This window comes from Kitasatospora sp. NPDC001119, from assembly GCF_053598475.1.
Genome location: NZ_JBSFKI010000063.1, coordinates 1 through 12,139 on the forward strand (window position 1 = coordinate 1; position 12,139 = coordinate 12,139).

Below are 12,139 nucleotides of genomic sequence, written 5' to 3' on the forward strand. Positions count from 1 at the left end.
CAGTTCTTGGCGTAGATCCACTTCGCTCTCCTTGGTTGCCGTGACCAGCAACGCGATCAACGAGAAGAGGAAGTGCAGATAACGGTGCACTGGCGGCGCGTCATTCCAGGTGAGCCATCCTGGTTCAGGATGTAGAGCGGCATGCTGGCGAAGCGGTGGGACGGGTCCAGGGCGTCGGCTCTGATGTTGCCCGAGGAAACCCGGAGGATGGGTATTCCGGCGGGTTTCGCTATTTCCCGTTCGACGCGGTCGAGGTGTTCGTAGACCTTCTTCGGCTCCCAGCCGGTGTCGGCGAAGATCGCGTAGTCGAGGCGGGGCAGCTCGCCGAGGGCGGACAGCAGCAGCAGGGTGGTGGACTGGACGCCGGCGCCCAGGGACAGGGTGCGCACGGTCGGGGTGTTTGTGGTGGCGGTGCTCACGCGGCGGCCTCCGCCTTGGCCTTGGCCCGCTCGGTGATCGCCGCGGTCTGCCGGGAGGAGGCCTTGCCGATCACGTCGGCACCGGGCTCCTTGTACCAGGGCCGGAGGTGGAGCAGTGCGGGCTTGATGCCGGTGGCGAAGAGCAGGGCGGAGCCCTTCTTGAGGGCGCGGATCTGGTCGGCGGGAAGGATCCGTTCCTGCCGCATCGAGATCGAGGTGGAGCGCCCGGAGTCGGACGTGGAGTGGGAGACGGTCTCGACGTCGTGGTCGCCGACGAGCCGGCTCAGCTTGTCGGCGAAGTCGGCGTCGTCGATGCCGGAGCCGACGAGCTTGATCGTGGCGGCGGACCACATGGCGTCCATGCCGACCTCGCCCCAGACCCGCTGGCCCTGCCGGTAGGACTGGAGGATCGTGATCGGGATGACCCCGCGGGAGCCCAAGTGCGAGTAGAGGTCCGGGAGATCGCCGATTTTGCAGACGTTTGCGGCCTCGTCGAGGACGCACAGCAGCGGTGGGTCGAGGCGGCCGCCGTCGCGCTCCGCCTGGATGACCGCGGTGCGCATCACGCTGTCCGCGGCGGCGGCGATCAACGCGGACGCCGAGCCGCCTCCGTCCTTCGACAGCAGGTACAGGGTGTCCTTGTGGCAGACGAAGTCGGCGGGCTTGAACTCCGGCAGGGTGTCGCTCGGGGTGACCCAGGCGGAGATCTTCGGGTCCAGCAGGCAGGCCGCGTACTGGCGTGCGGTCTCGAAGATGCCGTCCCGTGTCTCGACCGCACCGCTGACGGTGCCCTGCAACTGGGCTGCGATGGCGGTGAGTTGGTGTTCCTTGAGGATGTCGATCGGGGTTCGGTCGGCGGGCTGCGCGAGCCAGCCGAGCACGTCGGTGATCGGGCGCCCGTCCGCACCGGCCGCCAGGAAGAGGGCGGTCAGGGTATTGGCAGCGGCGGTGGACCAGAAGTCGCCCTGCTCGCCTTCGTCGACGGACGCGGTGACGAAGTGCTGGGCGAGGCGGCGGGCGCCGGGGAGGTCCTTGGCGTCGGCCAGCGGATCCCACCACATGGCCTGCTCGGTGTGGGCGATCTGCTGCGGGTCCATCGTCCACACCCGACCGGCTTCGGACCGGGCGTCGAGCGTCACCGTGAACGCGTCGCCGGCCGCCTTGTTCGAGGTGAGCAGGACGGGACCGGGGGCGCGCAGGATCGACGGGACCGCCAGCGAGGTGGTCTTGCCGCTTCGGGGGGCCATGATCGCGACCGCGACGTCCTCCCAGGACGTGCGGACCTCGGGTCCGCCGTCGCCGAGGTTGCCGAGGAGGATGCCGGTGTCGTCGGCCTTGATGGACCCCGGCTTGGCGTCGGCGAGGCTGGGCCGCAGGGACCGGGCCTTGGTCGAGACCTCCTTGGGCAGCAGGACGGCCAGGTCGCGGCTGGTGGCCAGCCCGGCGGTCTTCTGGGAGCGCCGGTGCTTGAGGACCAGGGCCGTGCCGACGGCGGCCAGGGCGGCGAAGATCAGGCCGGGGGCGAGCCGGGCGCCGATCAGGACCTGGAGCGGGCTGAGGGTCGGCCACAGGTGGTCGGGGTGCAGGGCGGCGGCGACCGGCTGGTACGGCTGCCAGGTGCCGCTGGCGAAGCAGTAGTTGGTGAGGTTGCCGCTGGCCCAGGCGAGGGAGCCGTAGGCGGCGAGGGCGAGGCCGGCGCCTATGAGGGTGTAGAGGACGGCGTCGGTGCCGGGGCTGGAGGAGGGGGCTTTGGGGGAGGGCAGAGAGGGTCCTTGCGGGAAGCCCGGGCGCGGGGGCGGGGCGCGCGGGCGTGGGGAAGGCCGCAGTCGTGGTGCGGTCCTGGGGACGGGCTGGCGGCGGCGCGGTGTGGTCACGCGCTCGCGGCCGGAGCCGGGGAAAGCCGCTGGTCAGCGGGAGGGGGACACCGGCCGGTGCTCCGGGGCCCACGGCCGGGCGGCGGTGGCCGGCGTGACGGAGGTGACGGGCCGGTGCCCGGTGTGCACGGCCGCGGCGCGGCGTCGGCCGTGGTCGAGGTCCGCGAGTTGGCAGGCGGCGAGCGCCAGGGCGTGGTCGCGGTGCAGGTCCGGAACGGTGGCGTCGGCGCGCATCAGCGGGGCGATGATCCGGACCTCGTGGCTGTCGGTCCGCAGCGCGATCCACCGGCACCCGGCCGACGGGTCGCCGGCCGGGACGATGCCGGTGGCGGCCAGGACCCGGCGGGCGGTGGCCGCCCACTGGGCGTCGGTCAGGCGAGGGGCATCGGGGTGGTCGCGGATGGTGCAGTGCCACACGTCGCGGCTACGGCCCGGGCGCGAACCCGCTTCCGGGCGGTGCTTGCGGAGAAGGGCGTTCAACTCGGCTGCAAAAGCGTCGAGTTCGGGACTTCCCGGGGGTGGGAGGTCGTCGACCTCGCGCCAGGCGCCGATGACGCTCACCGGAGGTCCGCCGCCCGGCCGGCGCAGGGCATGGTGCTGTGCGGAGGCGAGCAGGTCACGGGTGCTCGCGTACCGGGTGATGGACGGGATCAAGGAGGAACGTTTCTTCACCGCCCTCGGGGGCGGGGTGGTTCGGGGGCGGGCGGGGGCGGGGTGGGGGCAGGCGGGGCCTGTACTCGATCGGCGCCGGGGGCCTGGGTGGTGGTGCGCGCGGCGGCGGAGCGGATGCGGGCCGGGCCGGCGGTGAGGTCGCGGATCTGGGCGGGCAGGTTGGTGAGGTCGGCGCCGGCTTCCCAGATCTCGTCGGCGGCCCGGCTCAGCGGCTGCCAGAGGTATGCGCCGCCGGGCCGGGCCTTGGTCCACCGGCTCGCGGTCGCGATGACGTCGGACACGGCTTCGAGGGTGCCGCCGTCGCGGGTGATCTCCTGGAGCAGTGCGGCGACTTCGGCGGGGTCGGCGGAGTCGCGGATCCGTGCGGCGACGTCACGCACGTGGACGGTGAGGACGCGAGCGAGGGGGTCCGGGGCCGGCGGCGTCTGTGGCTGGGGTTTCACCGCGTCCTTCCGGGGGTGGTCGTCGAAGCGGTCGGCCGGGCGGTGGCCTCGGCCGGGGCTGGTGGGGCGGGGGTGCTGGAGGCGATCCGGGCGGCCTGGGCCCGGTGGGTGAGGGCGGTGGTGTCGGGGCGGCTGTACTCCCACGGCCACTGGCCGCCGATCGCGTAGAGCCCGCGGTCGTCCGGGACGACGTGCATCCGTCCGCCGTCGCCGTCGTACGCCTTGGGCCAGGTGTAGACCAGGGATCCGTCCGGCTGGAACGCGGCTTCGAAGCCGACGTCGTCGGCGAGCATGTCCGCGACGACCTGCTCGGCGGCCCGGCGGGTGAACAGCGCGGTGCCGTAGGAGTCGGCGTAGCCGCGACGGGTCGGCGCGAGGCCCGGCAGGGGCGTGTGGTCGGAGCCTTCGACCTGCCAGAGGTGGACGCGTTCGTTGCCGCGGATCTCGGGGCCCTCCCACAGGCTCTGCTCGGCGCAGAGCGCTGCGGCTGCGGCCTCGGCGGGGCCGGTGTGCCGGGCCATCAGCCGGGTCGCGGTGGGCAGGTGGAGCTGGGCCTCTTGCAGGGAGCCGAGCAGCCGCTCCTCGATCTTGGTGGCCTCGCGGCTGAGTTCGTGCAGGTGCTCGCTGCCCTCCTCGGGGCTGAGGGCCTGGTCCCAGGCGTCGAGGTCGACCCGGACGGTGGAGGTTGCCTCGGCGGTGAGCCGGAGCAGCCCCTGGGGAGCGAGGAGGGCGGCGAGCAGGGTCTGGCTGGGCTGGCCTTCGGCGGCGTCGAGCCGGTCGGCGAGGCCTCGAAGCCGCTGGGCGAGGGGCGGGGTGGGATGGGTCAAACTCGGGGTCTCCGGAGGTCGGGGGCGTAGGAACGGACGGGGGCGGTGGCGCCGGTGAGGACGGTGGAGGCGGCGCGCACGGTGGAGGGCCGGTTGCGGGCGGCCGCGGCCCGGGCGGACGTGGGGGTGCCGGACTGCGGGTAGGCCACCTGGGAAGCGGTCCGTTGGATTGTGGCGAGGGTCTCGGCGCTCGCGTTGAGCCGGCCGGCGACCTCCTCGCGCTCGTGCGGGAGGCCGTCGGCGCCGCGCGCGGAGCCCGCTGCGGTGCGCAGCAGCTCGCGGGCGCCGTCGGCAACGTTGCGCTGGCCGGTGACCATCTGGGCCGCTGTGTCGGCGAGTTCGCGCAGGTCGCTCATCCGGCCGAGTAGCTCGGCGAGTTCGTCGAGCTTGCCCCGCAGATCGGCGAGGACCTCCAGGGCCTCCTCGCCGGTGGCGGAGAGCCGAAGCCGCGGATCGACCTCGACCTCGTATCCGGCGCGTTCCAGCCGGCGGGCCGCTTCACCGACCAGGGCACGGAAGACGAGCGGGCCTTCGGCCATGCTCAGGGACAGGGGCTGGTCGGCGGTACGGAGAGGGGTGAAGCCGGTCCTCGTCAGGATCGCCCGGGCCGCGGCGTCGGCACCGCTGGCACAGGCGGCGCCGAACTGGCCCGGCGCGATGCGGATCGGGCTGGTCAACGCCGTGTCGTGTGTCCGGGCGTGGTGTGGATCGGCGTGGCGGGAACCGGGGCCGGCGGTCGGACGGAGCGAGGGACGGGCACGCTCTGGGGTGCGGTGCGCTGGGCCGCGGCGGCCCGGGGTGAGCGGTCGGCGGCATCGGCGGGGAAGTCGAGGCCGAAGCCCCGAAGCCGGGCGGCTATCTGCTCCAGGTGCAGCCGCAGCAGGACGGTGGTGGCGCCGGCCTGGCCGAACTGCTCGGCGGCGGCGCGGGCGGAGGGTGCGGCGCTCGCGCCGCCGGTGGCCTCGGCTGCGCGCAGCAGGGCCTCCTCGATCTCGTGGAGCAGGGGTTCGAGCAGTTCGATGGGCCGGGCGATGTCCGAGGGAAGGGCGCTGTCGGCGAGGGAGTCGCCCAGGCGGCGCACCGCCCAGGCGGCGACACGGGCGGCTTCTGCGTCGTCGGGCCGGCTGTGGGAGAGCGCGGTGGTCAGGCTCACATCACTCCCTGGCTAGAACGGGTTCTCGACGACGCGATCGGCATCGGTGGCGGCGGTGAGCAGCTCCGGCAGGTCTGCGGGGGAGGCTTCGCGCTGGTCCACCCACCAGCCGGCGCGGTCGATCGTGCGCGCCAGGTCCTCGACCTCCTGCCACCGTTCCTCGGTGAACTCGCCCTCGACGACCAGGGTTTGGTAGGCGCCGGTCACGAGCTGGTGGCGGCAGCGCTCGCCCCAGGGCAGGATCGCCGCCGGGCCGGACAACGGCGGCATCCGGTACTGCTCGGCCCAGTCGGCGGCGGCCTGCTGCTCCTCGGCGCGGCGGGCGGCGATCCAGGCCGCGCGCTCCTCGTCGCGATCGCCGTCGCGCTGGGCGCGCCAGCAGTCGGTGCAGTCGCGTCCGGCGAGCCAGCGGGCGTACCCGGCCCGCCGGTCGGCCGGCCTGGTGCCGAGGTCGTGCTCGTGTTCGTGTCCGCAGGAGTGGGTGACAACCCACCGGGTCTTGACGGCCATATCGTCGGTTCTCCTTGGCAGTTGGACGGATCAGGGGGTTACGGGTGCGCGGTCGGCGCGGAGCTGCGGGCCAGGACGGCGGAGACGAGTTCCGGTTGGACGGCGACGGTGTACCGGCCGTCGCGAAGGCGGCCAGTCGCCCGGGCGACGGCAAGGAGGTTGTCGTCCTCGGGGCGGCCGGTGACCGGGACCCGGTAGAGATCGAGGGCCAGCAGGTGCTGCCAGCCGGTCCGGGCGAGCAGCGGGGCCGGGTCGATCGGCAGGCCGTCGGCGACGGCGGCGACGATGCCCAGCCTCGGGTGCCGGCCGATCGCGACGTCGGGCTCGTCCTCGCTGCTGGGGCGGGCGGCGACACAGGTGTCGAACTCGGCGACGGCGAGGACCCGGTGGCCCATGGACCGCAGCGCGCGGACGGCGGCGACGGCCCGCTCCCGGCTGCTGCGCGGTGGGACGGCGAGGCGGAACGAGCCCAGGGCGGCCGGGTCGGGCTCGAAGCCGAGCTGCGGCAGGAGCGCGTCCGCGATCCGGAAGGCCATGCCCCCCGGTGTGGCCGAGACCGCTCGGGACTGCTCGTTGCGGGAGATCGTGATGTCGACGGTGCCGTTGTTCTCGGGGAAGGCGGACACGTGGACTCCTCAACAGTCGTGCGCAGGAGGGGTGTTGGTCAGCGGGCGTGGACGCTGTAGGCCCGGCGCGGGTCGACGGGCTGCGCGGCGGCTTCGACCGGCTGCTTCCCGGTGACACGGCCCAGCCGCAGGCTGGTGGCGGTGGCTGCCTGGGCGCGGGCACCGAGCTCGGGCGCGACGGCCGGACGGCCGGCCTGGACGGTGCGGGCGGTGCGGGCCGGGGCGGCGGCGGAGATCGTGGCGAGGTCGCGGCGGACCCCGCCGAGGGTGGTCTGCGCATCGCTCAGGACGGCGGACACCTGCGCGGGGTCCAGGGCCTGCGGGTCGTCGCGCAGCTGCTGGCCGAGAGCGGCCAGGATCTCCTCGATCGCGGCGAGCGTCTGCCGCCGGTTGGTCAGCAGCGCGCCCATCCGGCTGTCCCTGCCGGCCCGGTCGGAGGCCGGACGCACCTGGGTGGCGAACGGGTCGAGGCCTGCCACCGGCGTCGGGGCGCTGGCCTCCCGCTTCGGTGCCGGGAAGACCCGGGTGGCGAACGGGTCCTGCGCGGAGTCGTACGTCTCGGCAGTGTCGGCGGTCTTGGCCAGGTGGGTGCGGAAGGCCTCGCCGGGGTCGCCGGGAGCGTGATCGGGGTCGAACGCCGCGTCCGAGGCGACGGTCAGTCCGGCAGCCCGCAGCCGGGCGACGGTGTCCGTGGCCCGGTCGATTCCGCCCGCTTCGGGCCGGGTCAGGGAGTACAGGTGCGGATGGGTCGCCACCCGGTAGAAGCCGGCCTTCGCCAGGAGCCGCGCTGCGTCCGGGCTGTCCGTGGCGTTGGTGGCGGTGATCCCGTGCTCCGGGTGGCGGCCGACGGTGACGTCCGGCTGCTGCCCGGCGACCTGCGGTGGGGGCTGGGGCAGGACGCGGCCGGGGGTGATGACCGGGGAACCCGGGGCGGCGGCGAGGGAGGACGGCGAAGGGTGGCCGGGGTGCGTGCCCGGGGTGTAGTCGAAGGAGGGATCAGGGCGGACCTCGGCGCCAGTGGCACGCAGGGCCGCCACGGTCTGACGGGCGTGGAGGATCAGGCTGTCCGTCCGGCCGGTGAACGCCATGTTCGTGCTGCCGGGGACCGGGGTGAACCCGTAGTCGGCCAGCAGGCGGCGCTGGCGGTAGGTGGCGTGCTCCAGACCGGAGGCGGCGACGCCGTGGTCGGGGTGGCTGAAGATGCGGATGGCGGGGCTGTCGCTGATACGTGCTCTCCTAGAGCGTGGCGGCGGTGGAGGGGGCGGCGGCCACCGTCCGGGCGGCGGGGGCGGCCTGGATGATCGGGCCGGCCGGTAGCCCGAGCGCGGAGACGGCGCTCGCCGCGGTGGCGCGGGCGCTGCGCGTGGTGGTGATCGGCGCCTCGACGACGGTGCCGTTGCCGGCCAGCGCGGCCTGGACGGTGGACAGGCTCTCGGCCAGCGCGGTGGTCTGGTGGCGGGCGATGCTCACCTGCGCGCCGAGCACTTCGCTCTGCTCCGGAGGGAGCCGGTCGACGAACTCCTGTGTGGTGTCAAGCAGTTCCAGGAGGTTGGGCAGCGCCCCGACCGTCGGATCGAGGGCGGTGTCGAGTACGTCGGCCACGTCCCGGCTGTCGGTGAGGCTGCGGAGGTTGACCGTTTCGACGGCGAGGTCCTCGGCGGCCTCGGCGAGCCGGTCGGCACTGGCCGGTGCAGCCGCGAGACCGACCGTGGCGACCTGCAGGCCCAGGCCCTGCAGGACCAGGCTCGCCCGCGCCGACGCTGTCAGAGCCTGGCGCTCGTCCGCGTCCGCGGGCGGCAGGTAGATGTCGCGGTCGGGCGCGCTGCCGTCGTAGCGAAACCCGAACTGGCGTAGCACCTCGGGCACCAGGCCCTCGGTGGAGTCCGTCGCGGTCGCCGCGACGATTCCGTTGTCCGGGTGGCGGGCGAAGACCACGTCCACCCCGGCGAGCGGCATCGTCGGTGGAGTCTCCGGGGCGGGCGCGTTCACCGAGTCAGCTTGGTGGAGCCAGGCCGCCTGGGCCGCGCGGGCGACGGCGTCCGGGCCGCCGAAGACGTACTCACCGTCCTGCGGGCCGGGAACGGCGCCGTTCTGCCTCAGGAGTCGGTGGGCGCTGTCGGGAGCGTCGGGCCCGACCCGGGCGGTGATGGCACCGTCCGGGCCCGGACCGAAGGAGATGTCTGACAAGGGGATCCTCAGCTGTCGAAGTGTGGGGGTGGGCCAGCGCCGGCGGTTCGTCGCGGCGGACGGGAGCGCAGCGGCGCCGGGACTCGGGTGCCGACCGGACACGAAGCGCCGGGAGGCTGCAGCGGCGCTGGTCCGGACAGCTGCCGGCGGCGGGTGTCGCAGGTGGCGGCTTCGGATCGCCGGGCGGCGCTCACCGGTGCCGGGTGCAGCCGGTCGGGCTCGGGAGCGGTTGCGTGGCGGGCAGCGGAAGGTGCCGCAGCTCCTCGATGCGGGCCAGCAGGTCTGACTCGGCCTGGTCGCGGGCGGTGGCGGCGTCCTCCAGGATCTCCAGCTGGTCGGACAGGTCGGCGAGCAGTCGGTCGTCGACCCGGCGCTGTCGGTCGGCGCAGATCACGAGCCGTACGCGCTCGAACGCGACGCGGGTCTCGGCTTTCACCAGTACGCGGTGGGCGTCCAGCACGCGGGCGACGCCGGCCTCCAGGCGCGCTTCCTCGGCGTGCAGCGCGGCGATGCTGGTGCCGAGGGCCGCCTCCACGCGGTGGTCCAGACGGGTGAGGCAAGCAGGCAAGACAACTCCAGGAGAGCAGTGAACGGGTGAAGCGAGGGGCGCCCCGGGAGATGAGCCGGCCGGGAATCACCGGGGAAAGGCTCGGGGCGGGCGAAGGCCTAGGTTCGTCAGCGGGCCCGACCGGCGGCCGGGCGGGGCAACCCGGCCGGGCCGTGTGCGCCGGTCGGCTCCGCGGTCCCAACGGGGCCGGCCGAGCGGACGCGGCCGGAGAAAGCCCGTGCTGCTGCCGCGGCCGGGGACGGCGGGGCCGTGATGGGCGCCCGGCGTCCCGGCGACCAGAGCTCGGAGTAGTCGCTGACGAAGGAGGTCGGATCGGTGGACCAGGGAACCACCGGTCCCCGCTCGTAGGTGCTCAGGCCGATCACCTCGATGCCGTCCGGGCGCAGGACGTAGGCCCAGCTCAGGTAGGCGGCGGTGTCCTGGGTGACGAGTTGCCTTCCCGGGGGCGGGCTGTCCGGGAAAGGGCGGTCGTCGGCGCTGTACTGCGAGCTGGGGATGGAGTGCGGGCCGATCAGCTCGGCCCGCACCGCCTCGGGGGCGCCGTCGAGCAGGTCGATCCCGATGTCCCTCCAGCCGATGGCAGGGGTGTCGATCAGGTGGTGGGACAGGGCCTCCACGTCACCGCCGAAACGGTACTGACGGGCGCTCAGCAGCAGGGGCAGCATGTGGCTGGGGTCGCCGTCATACTGGCAGTCGATGCCCTCCCAGCCGGTATCGGTCGGACGAGCGAAGGCAGAACGGGTAGACAGGAAACACTCCTCGGGGTTCGCGGATCGGAGGAGGCTCCGAGCGGGCGGCCGGACGCCACTGCCGGGCGTCGCCACCCACTCGGGGACCTCACGGGCGAAGTCCGGGGACTGCCCTCGGCGGTACCACGGACGAAGACGCTGCCGGCTTCCGGGGAGCGGCATCGTCGGCGCCCTCGGCGTGCCGGATCGAGCGAGATGCGGAGACTGCGGCTCGAAGCGGTTCCGGCCGGGCGGCTGGGACGGTCAGAGGGTGGCCCCAGGCGGCCACCGCCGAGTCCAGGTCGGGATACTCCGTGGCACCGAAGAAGCCGGTACCGCCGTCGGTGGTGAAGACCGCCGCCGCACCGTCGGCCGGAAAACTGGCCAGCAGGTGCCGGGAACCGTCCGCCGCGCTGAGCTGGGCATGGACCACGAGGCGACCCGCGATCAGGTCCGAGGCCAGGTGATGCGCCCGGATCGTCCCGGGCGCACGGACCATCGTGGGCTCCTCCGGAGCCGACTGCGTGACGGACTGCCGCTGCTCCGCCTCGGAGTACAGGCGCAGGACGTCGTAGCCGGCCGCGGCCAGCAGGCGGGTGGCTTCGGCGACGAGCCGGCGGGTTGCCGACGTCGCGGTGGTGCGTGGGGTCCGGTGCAGGCCGGTCGCGTCGTCGCGGACGAGCCCGGCGTGCTCCAGCCACTGTCTGCTGGAGCGGTCGACGGACCGAGCGGCGACCGTGTCGAGGGCGGGGTGGACAGCGAAGGTGATGGGTGGGGGCACGTTCCTCCGTGCGTTGAGCGGTGGGGCGGGGGCCAGGGGCGCGGCTACTCTTCGTCGTTCAGATCCGGGCTGGTGCTCGGGTCGTGGACGTAGCCGAAGACGATCCGCTCCAGCTGGCCGAGCAGGAGGCCGTCGTGCAGTCGGAACGCGTCCAGCCGTTCGGCGACGTAGTCCTGCCGGTTGGCCTCGGCGTGTGCGACCCGGGACAGGTTGCGTGTGGACAGGCGGCCCCACTCCAGCAGGTCGGTTGGAGTCGCGAGTTCCATCCACACCCAGATCCCGTCGCCGAGTTTGAGGATTCCCTGGGGGTGGAACATGCCGGACTTGCGACGGGGGTTGGGGCTGCGGCGCTCGCCGAAGCCGCGGACCAGTCCGCGCACCATCTTGTCGACTGCCGCGGACCAGACATGGATTTCGATGCCGGCGTCGGTGACCCGCTTGTGGACCTCGGCTTCGAGGTCACTCTTGCGGAAGCGACCGGTCTCGTCGGTCAGGGCGCGGGCCGATTCCTCCACGATCTCCCACAGCCGCAGCTCGGCAGTCGCGCTCATGCGGCCTCACGCTCCTGCCAGGCCTGGGCCATCTCGGCCAGCGCTTCCATCGCTTGCGCGATCACCTCTGCGGTGACCGCCCGGCCGACCAGCATGAACTGCTCGTCGTAGAGCGAGACCGTGTCGGTGCCGCGAGCCTGGGCGAGCGGCGGAACCACCTCGCACAGGAAGGTGGTGGCGACCCGACGCCGGCGCACCTCCTCCTCGGCCCGTTCCTTGCGCTCCGTCCACGCCGCCGCCAGGCCCAGCTCGCCCTCGACGACCTTGTCGGCCAGCTCCGGGTCCTCCGCCCGCAGCCGGGCCAGCTGGTTCTCCACGGAGTCCGCCTGCGCCTTGGCCTCGCGAGCGTTGCTGTAGGCCTCCGTGAGTCCGAGTGCGCCGCTGATCACCAGCTCCACGAGGTCGGGTGCGTGACGGAGGACGGTGTTTGCCTGACCGATGCGCCCGAGGGAGACGCCTGCCTGTTCACTCAGTGAACGGGCAGGGCGTTCACTGAGTGAACGGTCGCCCTGTTCACTCAGTGAACAGGCCTTTGCGGCGATCATCGCCGTCTGTCCCTTGGTCAGGTTGCGACGCCGGAGGTTGACCGAGAGGGCGAACATCGCGGGGTCGTCACCGCTGTAGGTGGCGAACTCTGGTGTCACGCCAGCGATCTCGCACGCCTTGAGGCGGTTGCGGCCGTCGAGGACGCGGCCGGAGTCGTCGAGCATGATCGGGTGGAACTGGCCGTTGGCCTTGATGTCCTCGGCGAGGGCGAGCAACTCCTCGTCGTCGAGCATGGGAAAGGCGTTGGCGGTAGA

At 73.4% G+C, this 12,139-nt stretch carries 15 protein-coding genes and 1 pseudogene; all 16 read right to left on the reverse strand.

Annotated elements, in window-relative coordinates; all coding sequences use genetic code 11:
- Positions 1 to 83 precede the first annotated feature (83 nt).
- Positions 84 to 347, reverse strand: a pseudogene (locus tag ACWDD9_RS41170) (hypothetical protein); the annotation flags it as partial.
- 68 nt (positions 348 to 415) lie between these two features.
- Positions 416 to 2,182 (reverse strand): type IV secretory system conjugative DNA transfer family protein, encoded by a 1,767-nt coding sequence (locus ACWDD9_RS41175; protein ID WP_449814491.1) that lies wholly within the window; start codon positions 2,180 to 2,182, stop codon positions 416 to 418.
- Positions 2,183 to 2,326: 144 nt separating this feature from the next.
- A complete protein-coding gene (locus ACWDD9_RS41180) occupies positions 2,327 to 2,947 on the reverse strand; it encodes a hypothetical protein (RefSeq protein WP_449814457.1) in 621 nt (206 codons plus the stop codon).
- Between the two features lie 14 nt (positions 2,948 to 2,961).
- Positions 2,962 to 3,408, reverse strand: a complete 447-nt coding sequence (locus ACWDD9_RS41185; protein WP_449814458.1) for a hypothetical protein — start codon at positions 3,406 to 3,408, stop codon at positions 2,962 to 2,964.
- Positions 3,405 to 4,235 carry a hypothetical protein gene (locus tag ACWDD9_RS41190; protein WP_449814459.1) on the reverse strand — a complete coding sequence of 277 codons (831 nt, stop codon included), beginning with the start codon at positions 4,233 to 4,235 and terminating at the stop codon, positions 3,405 to 3,407. The genes ACWDD9_RS41185 and ACWDD9_RS41190 overlap by 4 nt, the downstream gene beginning before the upstream one ends.
- The gene (locus ACWDD9_RS41195) at positions 4,232 to 4,912 is read right to left on the reverse strand and encodes a hypothetical protein (RefSeq protein ID WP_449814460.1); all 681 of its coding nucleotides are present in this window, start codon (positions 4,910 to 4,912) and stop codon (positions 4,232 to 4,234) included. The genes ACWDD9_RS41190 and ACWDD9_RS41195 overlap by 4 nt, the downstream gene beginning before the upstream one ends.
- The gene (locus ACWDD9_RS41200) at positions 4,909 to 5,388 is read right to left on the reverse strand and encodes a hypothetical protein (RefSeq protein ID WP_449814461.1); all 480 of its coding nucleotides are present in this window, start codon (positions 5,386 to 5,388) and stop codon (positions 4,909 to 4,911) included. The genes ACWDD9_RS41195 and ACWDD9_RS41200 overlap by 4 nt, the downstream gene beginning before the upstream one ends.
- Positions 5,389 to 5,400: 12 nt before the next feature.
- Positions 5,401 to 5,898, reverse strand: coding sequence for a hypothetical protein (locus ACWDD9_RS41205; RefSeq protein WP_449814462.1), 498 nt, complete (start codon positions 5,896 to 5,898; stop codon positions 5,401 to 5,403).
- Positions 5,899 to 5,936: 38 nt separating this feature from the next.
- Entirely contained in the window at positions 5,937 to 6,524 is a 588-nt protein-coding gene (locus ACWDD9_RS41210; protein WP_449814463.1) for a hypothetical protein, read from the reverse strand.
- Positions 6,525 to 6,562: 38 nt separating this feature from the next.
- Positions 6,563 to 7,612, reverse strand: coding sequence for a hypothetical protein (locus ACWDD9_RS41215; RefSeq protein ID WP_449814464.1), 1,050 nt, complete (start codon positions 7,610 to 7,612; stop codon positions 6,563 to 6,565).
- Between the two features lie 148 nt (positions 7,613 to 7,760).
- Positions 7,761 to 8,711: a hypothetical protein gene (locus tag ACWDD9_RS41220; protein ID WP_449814465.1), complete on the reverse strand. Its 951-nt coding sequence runs from the start codon at positions 8,709 to 8,711 to the stop codon at positions 7,761 to 7,763.
- 190 nt (positions 8,712 to 8,901) lie between these two features.
- On the reverse strand, positions 8,902 to 9,279 hold the full coding sequence (locus ACWDD9_RS41225) for a hypothetical protein (protein ID WP_449814466.1): 378 nt from the start codon (positions 9,277 to 9,279) through the stop codon (positions 8,902 to 8,904).
- A gap of 107 nt (positions 9,280 to 9,386) precedes the next feature.
- On the reverse strand, positions 9,387 to 9,944 hold the full coding sequence (locus ACWDD9_RS41230; RefSeq protein WP_449814467.1) for a hypothetical protein: 558 nt from the start codon (positions 9,942 to 9,944) through the stop codon (positions 9,387 to 9,389).
- Between the two features lie 172 nt (positions 9,945 to 10,116).
- On the reverse strand, positions 10,117 to 10,788 hold the full coding sequence (locus ACWDD9_RS41235; protein ID WP_449814468.1) for a hypothetical protein: 672 nt from the start codon (positions 10,786 to 10,788) through the stop codon (positions 10,117 to 10,119).
- Positions 10,789 to 10,832: 44 nt separating this feature from the next.
- Entirely contained in the window at positions 10,833 to 11,339 is a 507-nt protein-coding gene (locus ACWDD9_RS41240) for a hypothetical protein (RefSeq protein ID WP_449814469.1), read from the reverse strand.
- Positions 11,336 to 12,118 (reverse strand): plasmid replication/partition related protein, encoded by a 783-nt coding sequence (locus tag ACWDD9_RS41245; RefSeq protein ID WP_449814470.1) that lies wholly within the window; start codon positions 12,116 to 12,118, stop codon positions 11,336 to 11,338. Before ACWDD9_RS41245 ends, ACWDD9_RS41240 begins: the two co-directional genes overlap by 4 nt.
- Positions 12,119 to 12,139 lie beyond the last annotated feature (21 nt).